Genomic DNA, 16033 nt, shown 5'->3' with positions numbered 1-16033 from the left:
ATGGGCGATAATAAATTCGCGCCGCCAATCACCGCTGAGGAAGCCAAGCGGAATATCAGCGCCATTGAGGGCAGTAAGGACGCCGTTCCACTTCCATCTGCGTCCACTCCCAGCAAGGAATACTCCAAGCTGCATATCGCAGGGCCGCAAGAGGTCATTGACGACTTCATTAAAGCGGCAAAAGCAGAGCGCTATTCCTATTGGGAGTATCTTGATATTCTGATGCAGAAGGCCGGGATCAGAAGTAAATAAGGCGTAAAATCACCTATATTTCACGCCATAATTTGACAATATCCACAAATATCCCTTATGGGCATGAAAAAGTTACGCAACTTCACAGGCTTAACCTTTTCATGCCCGATCTTTACAAGCAGGCACAAGACATAACCCACACCCTTGGCGGTAAATGGAATGGTCGCTATGGGATTGCCTGTTGTCCGGCGCATGACGACACCCATGCAAGCCTCTCGATACGCCCCGGCGACAGAGCCGTGATATTCAACTGTTACACGGGATGCACGTCAACCGAAGTTGTTGAAGCCCTTAAACGCATCCAAATCAGCAAAGCACCCTCCTATAGCGTCAAAGACAGCGCCACAGGATCAATCAATGACTTTGCCGCACAGCTCTATCGCAATGCGCAAGCCAATATCCGTGGCACTTTGGCAGACACCTATTTGCGCTCGCGCTGCATTACCATCCATTCCAACCAGGTCCGCTTTGACCCAGCGGCCCGCTATCGCGACGAAAACAACCAGATGCAACGCGCCCCGGCGCTTGTCGCCCCCTATCGCAGCGAAGCCGGACTAGTGGCGATACAGCGCACCTTTCTTGATCCATCGGGCAACAAGCTCAAATGCAAAGACTCACATGGCCGCATATCATCCAAGCGCTTTATCGGTTCGCGCTATGGTGGCCTTTGCCGTCTGTTCCCGCCAGCAAAGACATTGGGACTGGGGGAGGGCGTTGAGGAAGCCTATAGCACCACCATCCTCACTGACATACCATCCTGGTCCATAGGCGGCATTGAAAACTATGCCTCGATACAGATACCCGATTGCGTTGAACATCTGGTGATATTCACCCAGCACGGCAAACCCGCGGCCAATGCGATCAAACGCGGATGGGATAACCTCACCGGCAATGGCAGGCGCGTCACCGTCGAGTTTCCCGATAAGGGTGGTGACTGGAACGACATGCTTTGCAAACGCGATCAGCAGTCACTCGCTTCATCCACAGGCGCGGCATGATGCGCGCTTTAACCAAACTGCAATATCGCATAGGCTTCGCCGATCCGCAGCGACTCCGTTGCGGCCATCATGATTTATCAAAGAGGAGAAGTGGCGTGAGCGGATAACAAAAAACCCCGCACAGAGGCGGGGCTTTGCTTAATCTCTAACTAAGTCTTGGTCGGCTTTAGAGATTACGCATTCCCAGCAGATTTGCAAGCAAATTATGCGCTTTTGTGCAGGATTTTTTGCGCCCTCTCGCCCTGTAAGAAGGGAATGAGAAATGACGCACAGAAACAATAGCTTAGTTCGCATCAATCAGGTGGTTGAAAACCAGTTGCTTGACTTAGGCATCAAGCCTTTGCGCAATGGCGTTGCCAGCGGAGACATTCGCGCACCCGTGCTGCGCAACTCGATAGAACAGGGGACGTTTGAAAATGGCTGGTGGCATCGGCCCAAAGACCATGACCCGGACACCATTTTCAAAAGTGCAAAGCGCTACACCATAAACGGCCGCAACCAGCGGCGCGCCTATGACCCGGAATCAGGCGAAGCACCAGCACGGCCATTGACGGCCGGAGCGCTCGATATATTGGAATGGCTCTGCATGATGGCCCGCCTTTGCAATGGCAGGCTGTTCCCATCCTATGACGCGATCATAGAGGCCACCGGGCGCTGTCGGCAGACCATAGCCAGGGCATTAACCCAGCTTGAGAGCATTGGCATCTTGCAGCGCCAGCGCCGATGCAAGCGCAACGCCAAGAAAGGCGAGGGGCCGCGCTTTGTCCAAACCAGCAATGTCTATCGTCTTTCCCTGCCCAAATGGCTTGAAGCCTTTAAACCCGCCAAGAAAGCCAAACCACCAACGCCAGTTGACTATGTAGAACGCTTGAAAGCCGAGGAAGCCGAGCAGAGCCTATGGGCCTGGTCAGAGCCGAAACCACGCAAGGATAGCCCGACTAGCCAGCCATCGGGCTATGTCTCGCCTGAATTGCTCGCATTCGCCGCAAAGATCGGAGCCTTGCCCGCTGACCCAGCCACTTCACCAAATAGCCGCGAGTATGATAATCATACGCAACCGCCCTTAAAAGATATTTATAATGATCTGGCAGGCGATGATAAACTGCCCGTAAACCATGACGTGCTAAACGTGCCACAGCGGCCACGAGAATAAAGATTGAGGACAATAACAACCGTCTGGCACCTGTTGACACCAACGGGAGCGGCCTACGGCCGCATTTGGCTTTCAGGAAGCCAAGCGGAGATTTTGCGCCTTGCCGTAGCGGTGTAAAATAAAGATAGTCTGTGCCAGAGAACATTATGTTACGCCCATGCAGTTGAAAAAAGAGCAACTTTATTCAATGACAACAGACGGTCGCGACACACAAAGAAAGAAACCAAATGTCGATTGCCTTCTATGTCTATAAGGATAGCCGATTACCCGTTAATTCGCGCAATCTGCGCAGCGCAGACGAGATTGATGCAGCATTGTCCGAAATTGAAACCGAGCAGCTTGAAGCGGCAAAAAGCGCGGATCAGGATTTTGCTGGACAAGCCGGATTCATCGCACTGCATAAATTTCTCTATGGCGACTTTTTCCGCCACGCCGGAAAATACCGCAACCATCTGCATCCCCAGCCAACACCCCAGCATAGCCAAACCTATCTGATCGACGAGGACTTATTCGTCATATTCCGCGACTATGCCATCTCGCCCAGCTCGACGAAGCGCGAGCTCGCCACATGGGCTTATGAGATATGCCTGACCCAGCCCTTTTACTATACCACTGAATTTACCGCATGTGCCTATATGCACCTGGTCGCTGATGCGCCCATGATCGACAAGCGCGCCTTGGCGACAGCCGCCCAAAACGCGCAAGCCTCGGCTAATCCGAGCGCGATAGAAGCGCTCTTCACATAAGAAAACCGGAGAGCCTTGCAGCTCCCCGGTCCCTTGTCATTACAGGCTAAGTTTTGCGGGTTAAGCCTGCAATCCCTTCATCATCCGCGTCAGTCGATACGGAAGGTTGCCCCAGCGCCCCAAGTCGCCTCATTGCGCGCAGGGTTATAGCCAAAGCCTGCATTGATGTTCACACGCTGATTTTCAGATGTGTAACCAATGCCGGAGGCAATCGACATTTCGCCCATAAAGCCACCAATGGCCGCGCCGATGGACAGCGCGCCTGGTTCATCATGATAGCGAAGCTGGGTAAGCGCACTGACAGACGCAATACCGGCCTGCGCTTGGCTTTCGACTTCCCGCAGATCAAATTCCAGCGCATCAAAGCGCTGGTTTACACCAGTCTGCAACTGCGCAATTTGCTGATCGGTATAGGCGTTCGCCTCACCAACAGCATCGCGAAGCTGGCGCACATTGACTGCATCATTGTCGGCAACACCGGCAGCAACATTGCCGATCGTTACAGGACCGGCCAGACCATTGCTTGCGCCCAGCGTGATCGAATTGACCGGATTGCCGTTCATGTCGGTATCATATTGCACCGTCACCCGGTCCAAATTGTCAATCGCGCCCGCATTGTCCGCAATCTTGGCGTGATTGGCGGTTATCGCATCGGCATTATCAGCAATGCCCTGGGCATTGGCTGCAATGTCCATCATGTTCTGCGATGCTTTGGCACTCACTTCCGCTATCGCTCCGGCATTGTCGGCAATTGCTGCCTCATTTGCCGCAACGCCATCAGCAACGCCATCAATGGCGCTGGCATTGTCAGCAACCGCCTCATTGGTGGCGAAAAGCTGCGCTCCGTTGATAGCATCGGTGGAATCAGCCGCAATCGCGCCGTCCGCGACACCTGATACCGTCCGCGCCTCACCGGCATTATTGGCAAGATCAATCTCGGTTCCGCCGGTTTCCGCACCAATCTGTATCGCGCCGTCCGGGCTATTCGGCTGCGCAATGAGGACCGGCGCACCTTCTAGCGCCGTCACCCGATCATCAATATTGGTGATAGCAGTGCTATTGTCAGCAATCGCGCCTTCATTGACCGTCACCCGATTGTCGAGATTGGTAATCGCGGTGCTGTTGTCGGCAATACCCTGGGCATTGTCGGCAACATTTTGGTTAGTAGCGAACAATTGGTCGCCATTCACAGCGTCAGTTGAGCCAGCGGCAAGCTCCCCGGCTTCAACGCCGGTAATCACGCGGTTTTCACCAGCGTCATTCGCGATATTGACGACTGTGCCGCCTGTATCGGCTCCAATGGTAATTTCACCATCAGGACCACCGGCTTGATCGACAAAACTAGGTGCGCCTTCCAGCACCGTCACCCGGTCATCAATAGTGGCAATATCGCCTTCATTGACCGTCACCCGATTGTCGAGATTGGTAATCGCGGAGCTGTTGTCAGCAATGCCCTGGGCATTGTCCGCGACATTCTGGTTAGTGGCAAAGAGCTGTTCGCCATTGACTGCCTCGGTTGAACCGGCTGCTACATTACCGGCAGCAACATTGGTCAATGTCCGAGAGTCACCTGCATCATTGCCAAAGTCCACTGCCGTCCCGCCAGTGGTAGCCCCAACGAGAATGTCAGCATCAGCACCGCCCGGTTGCTCAACCAGCGGTGCAATACCGGCAGCATTTTCCAGCACCGTCACCCGATTGTCGAGATTGGTAACATTCTGGTTAGTGGTAAAGAGCTGGTCGCCATTGATAGCCTCGGTTGAACCCGCAGCAACATTGCCACCAGCAACGCCGGTAATCACACGATTGTTGCCAGCATTATTGGTGATATTGAGAACCGTGCCACCCGTATTGCCGCCCAGCAGCAAATCACCAGCAGCACCGCCCGGTTGCTCGATAAATGTTGGCGCACCTTCAAGCACCGTCACCCGGTCATCAATCGTGGTAATGTCACCTTCATTAACCGTCACCCGGTTGTCGAGGTTCGCAATATCCGTAGTATTCGTGGTGATATTGCCCTCATTGACCGTCACTCGGTTGTCGAGGTTCGCAATATCCGTAGTATTCGTGGTGATATTGCCTTCATTGACTGTCACACGATTATCAAGGTTGGCAATGTCTGTCGTATTGGTCGTGATATTGCCCTCATTGACCGTCACTCGGTTGTCGAGGTTGGTAATATCAGCCGCATTGGTCGCGACATTCTGGTCAGTCGCAAAGAGCTGCGATCCATTCACCGCCTCATTAGAGGTTGCCGACACAGCACCAACCGCAACGCCCGATAGCGTCCGATCAACCCCGCCTGCATTGGCGAAATTGGCGACAGTGCCGCCCGTATTTGCACCAACGGTCAAGTCAGCCGCATTGGTTGGAGCTGGCGCACCGGCCTGGTCAACATATTGAACGCCGGTGCCGCCGCCGCCACCACCGGAAAGACCTTCCAGCGCATCGAGCGCGCTACCAACATCGCTATAATCCGTGCCGTCAATGTTATAGACCGGGCCTACAAAGCTGCCGTCCGTATCCGAAAATTCGGCACCGCCGCCAAGCGCGCCCGCCAAATCTTCAAGCTGCGAAACATTGACTCCATCGGTATCCGCAATACCGCGTGATTGGTTGGTTATACGGCGTGTTTCAGGACCGAGCGCAGCACCCGCACCAGCACCTATAGCGAACACATTTGCCTCCCCTGCATCATTGCTGAACGCACCAACAGCGACGGACGAATTTCCGACAGAAACGGCCTGAAAACCAACCGCGACAACATTATTATAGCCAACACCGCCAGTCAGATTAGTCCTGTTGGCGTTGTCTCCGATAACGACCGAACCACTGATAATAGGCTGGGTCGCAGGATTTACATGATCGGCCGCGCCGCTCCCGATAATCACAGTATTTCCGGCCTGGACACCACGACCCGCCGCACTCCCTATCGCCGTCACCGAAGTCATATTTCCGAAACGGCCAGCTTCGCGGCCCACGAACGTCCCTCTATTTATGGTAGCATTGTTACCAGCCAATTCACCAATGACCACCGTGCCAGTAGCTCTAATGTCCGAAAAAGACCCTGCGTCATCACCGATAATTACACCGCTATGGTTTAAGAACGACTCTCGCCCTGCCCCGTGTCCAAGAATAACCGCGCTCTGCACTTCACCACTGATACCCGCCGTTGTGTTAAACCCGGCATTTGTTCCCAGCACCACGCCATCTATGAAATTGACGTTATCCGCAACGATTTGTGCGCCATCTGCGCCTGTTCCTGTCTGATTAGCAATAATGCTACCTCGGTTATCCGCAGCATCCGGGTCCGTGCAGGTATCATTTCCAGCTTCGTCAGCAATGACACCGCCGCAGTCTGTGCCTTCTAAGATCACCGATTGTGCAAATGTCGGACCTGAACCCAGCGCCAGGGACGCCAGTCCGACACCCGCCAGTAGCAGATTCGCTTTTTTCACCGTTAAACGCTTCATTCTCTATTCTCCTTTAAGCCGTGATTTATGGCTAAATCACGCCTATCAATAAGACGCCCATATTCCAACCACTCATTGATCCGCACTGGATTGTAGCGCACAAATGCGGCTGAATTTGCATGTTTTTACAGATATGTGCTTTATGTGATCGCTCTTTGGCGCGGTAAACTGCCCAATGACAATGACGCGAAAGTGCTTTAATTTCACGCCTTATATGCTAAAAGGACAGAATGAACAGCACGACGCATTTTCCCCAGCCTGCGCACAGCGCAGACCATGACGCCGCCATGCAGCATTTCAGCCGCATCCTGCTAAAAGCGTTCAATGACGCCCAATCCCACCAGGTTGAAAAGCTCGACGAGGTTCAGGACAAATTGCGCCTGTCGCTGCGCTTGCAGGATGAAGCGACCAGTATCATGCGCGAATTGCTCACCATGACCTCTGGCCAATGGCTCGCTGACTTTCTTGCCCGCCATCTGTTTTTTACCAACATCAAAAAGCTCGATAATGTCAGCCTTGCAGAAACAGGAGCCATAGCAGGCGCAATGCGCGACCATTGGAACGCCGTGCTTGAAGAAAAAGGCATTGTCCTGGGCCGTGGCGATTGGCTGCATCTCGCCAACGAGCTGACAACCCTCTCCCAAACAATCCAGCACACGCTGTCCCTGTCGCCTATGGATGCTCGCTATGATTGATCGCACCACATTGGCCATGGCTGGCATTGTCATATGCGCTGGGCTTTACATGAGCGGCGGTATCGACACAGGACTAACAGAAAAATGGCAACAGCTTAGCTTCACCCCTGAAATTCCCGAAGCCCAGCACGTCTATTATGCGCCCTGCATCGCCATTGACGGCGATACATTGCGCTGCGACAGCCGCCGCGTCCGCTTACTCGGTATCGACGCCGCAGAGCTTCCCGGCCATTGTCACCCCAACCGCCAATGCGCGCCGGGTGATCCCCACGCCCAGGCAGACGCTTTGCGCATCTATGCCAACACCGGCCCGCTCGCCATCACCGTCTTGGAACAAGACCGCTATGGTCGCGATGTTGCCATTGTCGAATCCGAGCGTGACGGTATCGCCCAATGCTATATGATCCGCCAAGGCGCATCCTATGTCGCCAAATGGGATAAGCGCGGCTACATCGGCCGCAAGTGCGGAGTAACCGGCTGATATGTCTGACCTACCTGATTTTCACGATGACCCTGAACTTAAAAAAGCGCATGATGCGCTCTTCGAAGCAGAGCAGGGCAGGGCGGCGCTTCTCAATACCCTTGCAGGCTATGATAACCGCATTGAAAAAGCGCTGGCACAAGTGCTTGCGCGCTATTCCCAAATAGCAGCCGAAAGAATTTCCGCAGCGCCCGCCCTTACTTCCGGCGACGTGCCGACGCTTTCCTATGATGATGCGCAAATCCTCGGCAAACGCGCCAATGACCATTTCCGCCATATTTTTCGCGACGTGCCGATGCGCGAAAATGACCAATTCTGGCCTGACATTGTGCAATTCATCTTGCGCGAAGCGCGCCAGCTTGCCCAATCCCATGACGAAAAGGACGTATAAATGCCATCATCTGCCAAACTTTCCCAGCTCGACGACAAAGTTGCCAAAGCGCGCTTGGCGCTTGAAGCCCTGGAACAGTCCCGAAAGGACGAGCTAAAGCGCATTGAGGACAAACAGCGCGAAGCAGAAGGCTTGGTCGCCTCGATAATTGGCCATGCCGTCATCGCTGCCTGTCGTGCCAACAGCAGCTTGCTCGACAGCTTGCGCCCGACGATTTTGGAATCCATCTCCAAAAAATCCGATGCCAACCGCGTGACCCGTCTTTTTGACGATATTGCCGCTGGCTAGTCCATTCAGGTCAGATTCGTGAATTTGGTTTATATTATCCCTTCACTCAGCATCTTTTTCAGCAAGGTTTTCTAGCGATGGACGATCACCAACGAGAACATTATGACCGTATCGTTCGCGAGATGCAGAAAGCGGTATATTCCCAAGGGTCCGAGCTTCATCATTACGAACAGCAGCAGACCCAAAGGCTATTTTTATCCAGCTTGAGCAACGCCGCAGATAAGCTGGAAGACGCCTATAATTTGCTCGAATATTCCAACCAGGCCATTCACCATTATCAGCGTCTCGTGCAGATTCTTCTTTGGCTAAATGGTGTAATTATCACCCTGTGGCTTTGTCACCTGTGGTTTAATGTCTAAGCGGGCATCCCCGGCCAGAGCCGGGACAGGCTCTATTGCGCTAGGCTCGCTGGATCTGCTGAACGCAGATAATCGCTCGCACAAGCTACACCGAACCCCTTACGGGTTTCGGCCCATTCGGGTGACGATCCTTGATGCGAAAACACCACAAAAGGAAGCATGGGTAAGGAGGTAATTATGACAGAAGACGACTATTGGACCATTGTGGAAAACGACCCTCTCACCAAGGATATTTTCGGCGATTCATGGCCTGATTATTTTGATGGCGTAGAGGCACAATTGCCCGACAGATACCAACATGCAGCTTCGCTAACCGCAGATGTTATGGAAAAGCACGGGCAGTTTATCAACATCACCCAAGAGGCCAAAAGGCTTGAAGTCAAACATTCAGCAACCAACTACAGAGCAATATTATCGTTAATGGTGAAAGCCTCCGTGCCATTTATCATATCTATGTTGGCTATCAGATACTTTGCGCCGCTTTCAGGCATAAGCATATTGATTATGATAATTATGAATACGTCTTTCTTTGGGATAACGCTGTTTTACTATCTGAAAGCAGCCGCAGCTTCCAAAAGAGCGGTAAAAATGTTCAAGGACATTTACGCCGCATAGATCGCATGGCCTCTGCCTTATCCCATCACGGCCGCAGCCAGGGCGCGATGATGCCCCCGGCATCACCGCTCAACAGGACAGCGCGGCCCAGGGCCGCACTGGTGATGATCGACCATGCGCGTTGCGCCTGGTCTTTTGTTTCCCGACGCCGGTAAACCGGCATCGGCGCGGGGGCCTTGCCCCCGAATTTTAGAGGGGCTGGACCGTCTCGCTCGCTGCGCTCCCTCGCTTGGCGGTTTTTGCGGTTCCCCCCAGCTTCATCACCAATCTGCGCTAGGTGTGCCGGATCCGCTACGCGGATCATGCCCCACCCGCTCCGATAGGCTCTTGCAGCCGGGAAGCCCCCCGCAAAAACCGACCCCTTTCCAAAATTCTCCCCCACCCGTCGCCCGGTGGGCGTTCGCCGGTTCCATGTTTGGAACCGGGCGAAGCCCCTATTTTTAAGGAAGAAGGACAAGGGAAATGACAATGACCGATCAGGCAGAACAGGCACGTATGGAAAAGGTGATTAGCTCACTGGTGCGAAGCGGAGCTAACCCCAATGAAGCCAGAGAAATGACAGAGCAATATTACCATGAAGTAAGGCGGATAACCAAACTCACAGCACCGGCCAAGCTCGCCAAATATGTGATGATTGCAGCGTCGATATAAGGAGCCGAAATCATGACCAATACAGCCTTTGACAATTTACGCGATCAACTACGGCAAGCCGGTTGCACTCTTGCTTGCCAGTCACAGCATGAACTCGCACCCGACCATTTCATTGAACAATGGCTGGTGCAGGACAATCACGGGCGGCTTATCCCTATTGTCGTGATAGACCGGCGCAGAAAGGGCTATTCGCTCTATATCGAAAGCAACAGCATCAAGATTAACGATGACGTTGCAGCCATCCTCGACGCAGCCCGGAAGGGGAACGCATCATGAGCGGCAAATTCGATATATACCAGACGATAACCGACAGCATCATAGCCATGATGGAGGAAGCCACCGGCAACTGCCCGCTACCCTGGCACCGCCAAGGCTTGACCATGCCTCTCAATGTCGAAAGCACCAATCGCTATAACGGGATCAATGTTGTGATGCTCTGGTATTACGGCCAGCAATGCAGCCAGCAGCTTTGGGGAACCTATCGCCAATGGGCAAACCAAGGCGCACAGGTAAAGAAAGGCGCTAAAGGTGTGCCGATCATCTTCTATAAGAAGGTCAAACGCACAGAGCCTAATGGTGCTGAATCATTCTATCCCATGGCCAAAGCATCATGGGTATTTAATGTCGATCAGGTGACAGGCTATGAAGGGGAGGGGATTGCCCCAGCTTCACCACTTCCCGACACCATAGGGCAGGCTGACATATTGGACCATGCCGAGGCATTTATTGCCCGCACTGGTGCAGCCATTCAGCACAATGACACTTTCGGACTGGACCGAGCTTTCTATAACTATGCAGACGACTATATTAACATGCCGTGCCGCCATCTGTTCTATGGCGATCAGCAGCAGGCCAGAGAAGGCTATTACGCCATCCTGTTGCACGAGCTGACCCACTGGACCGGCCATAAAGCGCGCTGCAATCGCGGCCTGTTTGGCAAGGACAAAATGGACTATGCCCGTGAAGAGCTGGTCGCCGAATTTGGCGCAGCTTTCTTGTCCGCCCAGCTCAATATCACCCAACACCCGCGCAGCGACCATGCCGAATATCTCAAAAGCTGGATAGCGATTCTGAAAAACGATAAGAAGGCCCTGTTTCGCGCATCAAAGCTGGCAGGCGAGGCGGTGGACTATCTCACCAGTCTACAGAGCGAAGAAAGGAAAGCAGCATGAACAATCGCCGCAGAGCTGCAATCAACCGGATCATAAAGCAGATCAACACCGAGCTGAAACCCATGATGCAAAAACTACAGCAAGAAATTGAAGATGTTGACCAGACCGTAGTCAGTCAGGGACAGGCCCTTATCGGCAGCTTTGAAGAATATGAGGAAACGGTAAACGCAGCCGTCGAATGGCTCAACGAAACGGCAGACTATCAATGAAATTCTTTATCGCGATCCCCAGCGCTACCGGAAGCGTTACACTCGACACCATGCAGTCTATTGTCACGCTGACAAACTGGCTAGCAGTCAAACAGCACAAATGGCTGATGCAGCACACGTCATCCGCCATGCTGGTCTATAGCCGCAACACGCTGGCACAATCGTTTCTGGCATCAGATTGCGACCAGCTCCTTATGATCGACAATGATGTTGGTTTCACCATCCATGCGCTGGAAGCCATTATAGAGAACGATCATCACTGTGTTGGCGCTAACTTCCCATCCCGTCACCTGGACATTAAGCGCTTCTATATGCGCGCAAGGGAAGGATTACCGCTCAACTGGTGCCTTGACGAAGCGCGGCCATTGGTTAATTCCGGCGTGATGGAATCCAACGCAATCCACATTGTTGAAACTATCGGCACCGGCTTTCTCAAATGTGACCGCGCCGTCTTTCAGGCCATGATAGACAAGGGGATTGCACAACAGCGATTGCTGAAAACGCTTTCCCAGCAAGAGCACCAATATGATTTTTTCTCACCCTTTGGCCTCGATACCGAGAACCAGCTTGGTGAGGACACAGCCTTTTCCTACAAGGTTCGGCGGGCAGGCTATACGCTGCATCTCTATCACGGCCCCGGATTGCGCCACACCGGCCCTATGCAACACGAGACGCTATAAATCGAGTCCAATAAACGGTCGTTTATTGGACAGTCCAACCACAAGCTGCTAGACCGCAGAAATGCGTTGCCAGATCACCGCATTTTCCCAACAGTCCAATAAATCAAACTAGATGTTTTATTTATTGGACTCTGTTCCCTAGCTGAACTATATATGCTTATCAGCATTGAAGGAGACTAACTTGTGGATTTTTTCAACTTTGACCACCTCGAAGATCACGTAGGTGATGCTTCAAAGGATATTCTTATCAACATCCCCGCAGAGTTATCTTATGAGCAATGGCAATCTCAAAAATCGCGCATTGAAAGCCTTTTTCGAGATACTGTTGAAGCAATAGTTAAATCAAGCATGGTGGTCGTATCTATGTCTGAAACCACCGAACCTGTAGTAAGCGTATATATACCCTCTGGCGATAGTGGTGGTTATTGGCGGATTGAGCAGCCTTTCAACAAAGAGCTGTTTAAATATGCCGAATGTCTTGATCTGGCAAAAGCTGCAATTGCAGCCTTTGAAGATGGGAAAATTACAGACCTCGAAAAATTTGTAGGTAAAGACGCGATATGAGCGCGGCGCTGGCACGAATGAAGCGCGTTGCCGAGGTTGACGATGCTTTCATGGATGATGGCGAATGGATTATGCAGCGCCATAGCCCCGCCCTCGCCGATACCGATGCAATGCATTGCGAGTCATGCGAGTCATGCGGGGCGAGCCTTAGCGGCAACTACGAGCCGCCATTTGATTTAGTAGAATGTGATGGAATTGGGAGGCCGTTGTGAAAATCTATTGCGTTGTGACTGTAACTCACATGACGAATTGGGACTTTTTCCCACAAAACGAGAAGCAGAAGAACATATCAGAGCCTTAAAGAACGATCCCGAAATTGCTGAGACATTGCTTAGCGCTGAGATCGACCCGTGGGAGGTCAAGCCAACACGCAAAGGAATTACCGCCCTTATGCAAAATTTTATTGAATGTTCCTGTGTGAACGAAGGCTAGGGGATGAAGATAGGATATGCCCGCGTCTCGACCGACGAGCAGAACCTAGACGGGCAAGTGCGAGAGCTGGAAAACGCCGGTTGTGAAAAGATATTCACTGACCATGGCATTTCCGGCAAGGCGGTCTATCGACCAGCCTTGCAAGAAGCGGTCGCCTTCGCCCGCGAAGGCGATATCATTGTTGTGCAGCGGCTCGACAGGCTTTGCCGCAACTTAAAACAGCTCATTGACGAGCTGGACGATTTTGGAGAGCGCAATATCGGCTTCGCCTCATTGCGCGAGGAAATAGACACGTCCACCGCACCGGGCCGTCTCTATTTCCATATCATCGGCGCGCTCGCTCAATTTGAGCGCGAGCTTATATCTGACCGTACCAAAGCGGGCCTTGAGGCAGCGAGAGCCAAGAACACCCAGCTAGGCCGACCGCGCAAGCTCGATGATGACAGATGGCGGGAAGCCCTGGCACTTATCCGGCCCAGCGATCCGAAGATACCGCCGCTCAAAGTCGCACAGGTTGCAAAGCTGATGCACGTTTCAAAGCAGACGCTCTATAACCGGCTGAACGAGCTGGACGGCAAAACGCGCAAACCCTCACCTACATGAGCAGACGGGCCAATTGCCGCGCCGCTTCTTACAGCCTCTTTACGATACACTGCGATCAGCAAGCCCGCGCAATCATGCCAATGTGATGAACCGGCGCAGCACCTTCCCATATTCATCCGCGTCAGCCCCATCTCACTGCCGCCTTAGCGGTTGCCACACGCTGCTTACCCGGCGATCTGTCATGCCTTTCTCAATTCCCATTCGCGCTACCGAACGATTGTCTAACGAAGGTGATAGAACACCATAGCCAGCAGCTTTACCACACCCCGACACTATCAAAGCGATACTGGCTGATTTTCTTACTCATATCTCCAATCATCGGTGCTGTTCATTCCCTCCCGATGCCTATTTAGGGCATGGCTTCGCATTGCACGACAATTCGGCTATGCCTCATTTCAACAGGAAAACCGGCGCTTGCAGCGCCTACGGCTTTCAGCCCTACGGGCCGAACCTTCCGTTTTTCCTGTTGCGTGCGCTCACCACGCCCGAAACTAACGGCATCGGGAATGAACCCGATGATTTAAGGAGTAAGAAAATGCAGAATATCGCTAAATTTGAAGTTCGGGGCAACGTGGTAAAAATAAACGCTGGCAACGGAGTTGCTTACATCACAGTCGTTGTCGAAAGCAATCGCAAGAACGATGATGGCGAATGGGAAACCAGCAAGAAATTCATCGACATGACCGCCTTCAAGAAATCAGCCGATTGGGTGGTTAACCGCACTCCCGGCGACCTGGTTCAGATCGAAGGCACGATTGAGCCGAACGAATATGAGAAGGACGGCCAGAAGGTTTACAGCACTGACCTGGTTATCCGCAGCCAAGCGGTGCTGACCCCGATGAAGAAGAAAGAGGAGGACTGAGATGACGGCGGGCCATATGGCCCGCCTCACCTTTCATTAAGGCACATAATCCTATAAAGAGAGCATCATGGCTTCACAATTCGAAAATCTCGACCTCGATCTTGCTGAACAGGTCACGTCTATCAAACGGGATATTGCAGAGATTGACCAACGCAACCAGCAAATGCGGTATGAACCTTATCGCCTAGTCTTTACCGGCATGGCAACCGGCGCTGGCCTGCTCGCTCTTGCCATTGCGATCTTGCAATTCATCATGGAATAATCGGTTTACTCCGAAGGCCCGCTTTGCCCAGCGCAAGGCGGGCTTTTCGTATGTAGCGGCGATGCTCGAAACCACCCGGAGCGAGCCGGGTTTTTCTCGCATCAGGGCTTAAGCAGCCCTCTTGCTTGGCGCGCTCGATTGTGACCGGGCCGAGCCGGTCAAATCTCGCTTCCCTCGCAATTCACCCGCCGCCGCCGCGCAGCCATCGGCAACAGGGCCGATGCTGCTAGGCAGCGAAGCGACCGCTCGACCATAGACCAGCGATAGCGGCGCTGCCTCTATCACTGGCCATGCCCTCGCAGCCGCAGCCAGGGCGCGATGATGCCCCCGGCATCACCGCTCAAACGGACAGCGCGGCCGAGGGCCGCACTGGTAATGATCGACCATGCGCTTGCGCCTGGTCTTTCGTTTCCCGACGCCGGTAAACCGGCATCGGCGCGGGGGCCTTGCCCCCGAATTTTAGAGGGGCTGGACCGTCTCGCTCGCTGCGCTCCCTCGCTTGGCGGTTTTTGCGGTTCCCCCCAGCTTCATCACCAATCTGCGCTAGGTGTGCCGGATCCGCTGCGCGGATCATGCCCCACCAGCTCCGATAGGCTCTTGCAGCCGGGAAGCCCCCCACAAAAACCGACCCCTTTCCAAAATTCTCCCCCATCCGTCGCCCGGAGGGCGTTCGCCGGTTCCATGTTTGGAACCGGGCGAAGCCCCTATTTGAAGGAAAAGGACAATGTTCAAGATTACCACCTTGGAACGCAGCAAGCGGGTCACACTGGATACCGCTGACAGCTTTGAAGCAGCGAAGGACTTAGCGCATGAGCGCTTCACCATCCTGCATTTTGAGCAAGACGACGACTTTACCGATTGCGCCGACTTTTTCACCGATACCGGCATTGTCGGATCAATCGAACCCATTGGCATGTTTTGAGAGGATGACCGCCATGACTTTTCGTGCATTTCTTATCGCTATGATTGTTGGCACTAAACCGCTGGATGATACCGAATTGTGCCACATTCTGACACCAGAGCAGCATGACGATATGCTCACAGGCCGTATCACCATGTTGCAGGCTAAAGAGCAGCGCCGCCGCAACGAACAACAGCAAGCGCCAGTGCCAATCCCGGCGCGCCAGCGTCAATCAGATCGGATCGA

23 protein-coding genes are annotated in these 16033 nt (G+C 53.2%); 21 read left to right on the top strand and 2 right to left on the bottom strand.

Annotated features, from left to right (window positions below; all coding sequences use genetic code 11):
• The 4 genes from RB602_RS15225 (at window position 1) to RB602_RS15210 (ending at window position 3149) form a co-directional block, all read left to right on the top strand.
• Window positions 1-252: a hypothetical protein gene (locus RB602_RS15225; RefSeq protein ID WP_317084679.1), complete on the top strand. Its 252-nt coding sequence runs from the start codon at window positions 1-3 to the stop codon at window positions 250-252.
• A gap of 101 nt (window positions 253-353) precedes the next feature.
• Window positions 354-1250 carry a DUF7146 domain-containing protein gene (locus tag RB602_RS15220; protein WP_317084677.1) on the top strand — a complete coding sequence of 299 codons (897 nt, stop codon included), beginning with the start codon at window positions 354-356 and terminating at the stop codon, window positions 1248-1250.
• Between the two features lie 262 nt (window positions 1251-1512).
• Window positions 1513-2403, top strand: a complete 891-nt coding sequence (locus tag RB602_RS15215; protein ID WP_317084675.1) for a helix-turn-helix domain-containing protein — start codon at window positions 1513-1515, stop codon at window positions 2401-2403.
• 227 nt (window positions 2404-2630) lie between these two features.
• The gene (locus RB602_RS15210) at window positions 2631-3149 is read left to right on the top strand and encodes a hypothetical protein (RefSeq protein ID WP_317084673.1); all 519 of its coding nucleotides are present in this window, start codon (window positions 2631-2633) and stop codon (window positions 3147-3149) included.
• Window positions 3150-3238: 89 nt separating this feature from the next.
• Here the strand turns inward: RB602_RS15210 and RB602_RS15205 are convergent, their stop codons facing one another.
• Window positions 3239-6622: a hypothetical protein gene (locus tag RB602_RS15205; protein WP_317084671.1), complete on the bottom strand. Its 3384-nt coding sequence runs from the start codon at window positions 6620-6622 to the stop codon at window positions 3239-3241.
• A 230-nt stretch (window positions 6623-6852) separates the two neighbouring features.
• Between RB602_RS15205 and RB602_RS15200 the strand changes: the two genes are divergently transcribed.
• From RB602_RS15200 to RB602_RS15175, 6 genes are all read left to right on the top strand, one after another.
• Entirely contained in the window at window positions 6853-7317 is a 465-nt protein-coding gene (locus RB602_RS15200) for a hypothetical protein (protein ID WP_317084670.1), read from the top strand.
• A complete protein-coding gene (locus RB602_RS15195) occupies window positions 7310-7798 on the top strand; it encodes a thermonuclease family protein (protein ID WP_317084669.1) in 489 nt (162 codons plus the stop codon). Before RB602_RS15200 ends, RB602_RS15195 begins: the two co-directional genes overlap by 8 nt.
• A 1-nt stretch (window position 7799) precedes the next feature.
• The gene (locus RB602_RS15190; protein ID WP_317084668.1) at window positions 7800-8189 is read left to right on the top strand and encodes a hypothetical protein; all 390 of its coding nucleotides are present in this window, start codon (window positions 7800-7802) and stop codon (window positions 8187-8189) included.
• Window positions 8190-8477 carry a hypothetical protein gene (locus RB602_RS15185; protein ID WP_317084666.1) on the top strand — a complete coding sequence of 96 codons (288 nt, stop codon included), beginning with the start codon at window positions 8190-8192 and terminating at the stop codon, window positions 8475-8477.
• 77 nt (window positions 8478-8554) lie between these two features.
• Window positions 8555-8836, top strand: a complete 282-nt coding sequence (locus RB602_RS15180) for a hypothetical protein (RefSeq protein ID WP_317084665.1) — start codon at window positions 8555-8557, stop codon at window positions 8834-8836.
• A 177-nt stretch (window positions 8837-9013) separates the two neighbouring features.
• Window positions 9014-9451: a hypothetical protein gene (locus tag RB602_RS15175; RefSeq protein ID WP_317084663.1), complete on the top strand. Its 438-nt coding sequence runs from the start codon at window positions 9014-9016 to the stop codon at window positions 9449-9451.
• A 25-nt stretch (window positions 9452-9476) separates the two neighbouring features.
• Here RB602_RS15175 and RB602_RS15170 read toward each other — a convergent pair whose 3' ends face one another.
• On the bottom strand, window positions 9477-9755 hold the full coding sequence (locus tag RB602_RS15170; RefSeq protein ID WP_317084661.1) for a hypothetical protein: 279 nt from the start codon (window positions 9753-9755) through the stop codon (window positions 9477-9479).
• A 164-nt stretch (window positions 9756-9919) separates the two neighbouring features.
• On the opposite strand from RB602_RS15170, the gene RB602_RS15165 reads away from it, so the two are divergent.
• From RB602_RS15165 to RB602_RS15115, 11 genes are all read left to right on the top strand, one after another.
• The gene (locus RB602_RS15165) at window positions 9920-10102 is read left to right on the top strand and encodes a hypothetical protein (protein WP_317084660.1); all 183 of its coding nucleotides are present in this window, start codon (window positions 9920-9922) and stop codon (window positions 10100-10102) included.
• Between the two features lie 12 nt (window positions 10103-10114).
• Entirely contained in the window at window positions 10115-10378 is a 264-nt protein-coding gene (locus RB602_RS15160; protein ID WP_317084658.1) for a hypothetical protein, read from the top strand.
• Entirely contained in the window at window positions 10375-11274 is a 900-nt protein-coding gene (locus RB602_RS15155; RefSeq protein WP_317084656.1) for an ArdC family protein, read from the top strand. Before RB602_RS15160 ends, RB602_RS15155 begins: the two co-directional genes overlap by 4 nt.
• Window positions 11271-11483: a hypothetical protein gene (locus RB602_RS15150; RefSeq protein ID WP_317084654.1), complete on the top strand. Its 213-nt coding sequence runs from the start codon at window positions 11271-11273 to the stop codon at window positions 11481-11483. The genes RB602_RS15155 and RB602_RS15150 overlap by 4 nt, the downstream gene beginning before the upstream one ends.
• Complete coding sequence (locus tag RB602_RS15145; RefSeq protein ID WP_317084652.1) at window positions 11480-12163, top strand: hypothetical protein; 684 nt, start codon at window positions 11480-11482, stop codon at window positions 12161-12163. Before RB602_RS15150 ends, RB602_RS15145 begins: the two co-directional genes overlap by 4 nt.
• Window positions 12164-12346: 183 nt before the next feature.
• Complete coding sequence (locus RB602_RS15140) at window positions 12347-12727, top strand: hypothetical protein (RefSeq protein WP_317084650.1); 381 nt, start codon at window positions 12347-12349, stop codon at window positions 12725-12727.
• A 435-nt stretch (window positions 12728-13162) separates the two neighbouring features.
• Window positions 13163-13762 (top strand): recombinase family protein, encoded by a 600-nt coding sequence (locus RB602_RS15135; RefSeq protein WP_317084648.1) that lies wholly within the window; start codon window positions 13163-13165, stop codon window positions 13760-13762.
• Between the two features lie 367 nt (window positions 13763-14129).
• The gene (locus RB602_RS15130; RefSeq protein ID WP_317084646.1) at window positions 14130-14624 is read left to right on the top strand and encodes a single-stranded DNA-binding protein; all 495 of its coding nucleotides are present in this window, start codon (window positions 14130-14132) and stop codon (window positions 14622-14624) included.
• Window positions 14625-14691: 67 nt separating this feature from the next.
• Window positions 14692-14886: a hypothetical protein gene (locus tag RB602_RS15125; RefSeq protein ID WP_317084644.1), complete on the top strand. Its 195-nt coding sequence runs from the start codon at window positions 14692-14694 to the stop codon at window positions 14884-14886.
• 724 nt (window positions 14887-15610) lie between these two features.
• The gene (locus RB602_RS15120; RefSeq protein ID WP_317084643.1) at window positions 15611-15808 is read left to right on the top strand and encodes a hypothetical protein; all 198 of its coding nucleotides are present in this window, start codon (window positions 15611-15613) and stop codon (window positions 15806-15808) included.
• 13 nt (window positions 15809-15821) lie between these two features.
• Window positions 15822-16033: hypothetical protein (locus RB602_RS15115; protein WP_317084642.1), on the top strand; the 212-nt coding region annotated here is incomplete at its 3' end.

The sequence above is a fragment of the Parasphingorhabdus sp. SCSIO 66989 genome (assembly GCF_032852305.1).
GTDB lineage: Bacteria > Pseudomonadota > Alphaproteobacteria > Sphingomonadales > Sphingomonadaceae > Alterisphingorhabdus > Alterisphingorhabdus coralli.
Note: the sequence above shows the minus strand (reverse complement) of the source record. Positions and strands in the feature narration are given on the sequence as shown.

Bases quoted from the DNA above. Each gene is read 5' to 3' on its own strand.
- RB602_RS15225 (WP_317084679.1), top strand. From the start codon at position 1: ATGGGCGATAATAAATTCGCGCCGCCAATCACCGCTGAGGAAGCCAAG.
- RB602_RS15220 (WP_317084677.1), top strand. From the start codon at position 354: ATGCCCGATCTTTACAAGCAGGCACAAGACATAACCCACACCCTTGGC.
- RB602_RS15215 (WP_317084675.1), top strand. From the start codon at position 1,513: ATGACGCACAGAAACAATAGCTTAGTTCGCATCAATCAGGTGGTTGAA.
- RB602_RS15210 (WP_317084673.1), top strand. From the start codon at position 2,631: ATGTCGATTGCCTTCTATGTCTATAAGGATAGCCGATTACCCGTTAAT.
- RB602_RS15205 (WP_317084671.1), bottom strand. From the start codon at position 6,622: ATGAAGCGTTTAACGGTGAAAAAAGCGAATCTGCTACTGGCGGGTGTC.
- RB602_RS15200 (WP_317084670.1), top strand. From the start codon at position 6,853: ATGAACAGCACGACGCATTTTCCCCAGCCTGCGCACAGCGCAGACCAT.
- RB602_RS15195 (WP_317084669.1), top strand. From the start codon at position 7,310: ATGATTGATCGCACCACATTGGCCATGGCTGGCATTGTCATATGCGCT.
- RB602_RS15190 (WP_317084668.1), top strand. From the start codon at position 7,800: ATGTCTGACCTACCTGATTTTCACGATGACCCTGAACTTAAAAAAGCG.
- RB602_RS15185 (WP_317084666.1), top strand. From the start codon at position 8,190: ATGCCATCATCTGCCAAACTTTCCCAGCTCGACGACAAAGTTGCCAAA.
- RB602_RS15180 (WP_317084665.1), top strand. From the start codon at position 8,555: ATGGACGATCACCAACGAGAACATTATGACCGTATCGTTCGCGAGATG.
- RB602_RS15175 (WP_317084663.1), top strand. From the start codon at position 9,014: ATGACAGAAGACGACTATTGGACCATTGTGGAAAACGACCCTCTCACC.
- RB602_RS15170 (WP_317084661.1), bottom strand. From the start codon at position 9,755: ATGATCCGCGTAGCGGATCCGGCACACCTAGCGCAGATTGGTGATGAA.
- RB602_RS15165 (WP_317084660.1), top strand. From the start codon at position 9,920: ATGACCGATCAGGCAGAACAGGCACGTATGGAAAAGGTGATTAGCTCA.
- RB602_RS15160 (WP_317084658.1), top strand. From the start codon at position 10,115: ATGACCAATACAGCCTTTGACAATTTACGCGATCAACTACGGCAAGCC.
- RB602_RS15155 (WP_317084656.1), top strand. From the start codon at position 10,375: ATGAGCGGCAAATTCGATATATACCAGACGATAACCGACAGCATCATA.
- RB602_RS15150 (WP_317084654.1), top strand. From the start codon at position 11,271: ATGAACAATCGCCGCAGAGCTGCAATCAACCGGATCATAAAGCAGATC.
- RB602_RS15145 (WP_317084652.1), top strand. From the start codon at position 11,480: ATGAAATTCTTTATCGCGATCCCCAGCGCTACCGGAAGCGTTACACTC.
- RB602_RS15135 (WP_317084648.1), top strand. From the start codon at position 13,163: ATGAAGATAGGATATGCCCGCGTCTCGACCGACGAGCAGAACCTAGAC.
- RB602_RS15125 (WP_317084644.1), top strand. From the start codon at position 14,692: ATGGCTTCACAATTCGAAAATCTCGACCTCGATCTTGCTGAACAGGTC.
- RB602_RS15120 (WP_317084643.1), top strand. From the start codon at position 15,611: ATGTTCAAGATTACCACCTTGGAACGCAGCAAGCGGGTCACACTGGAT.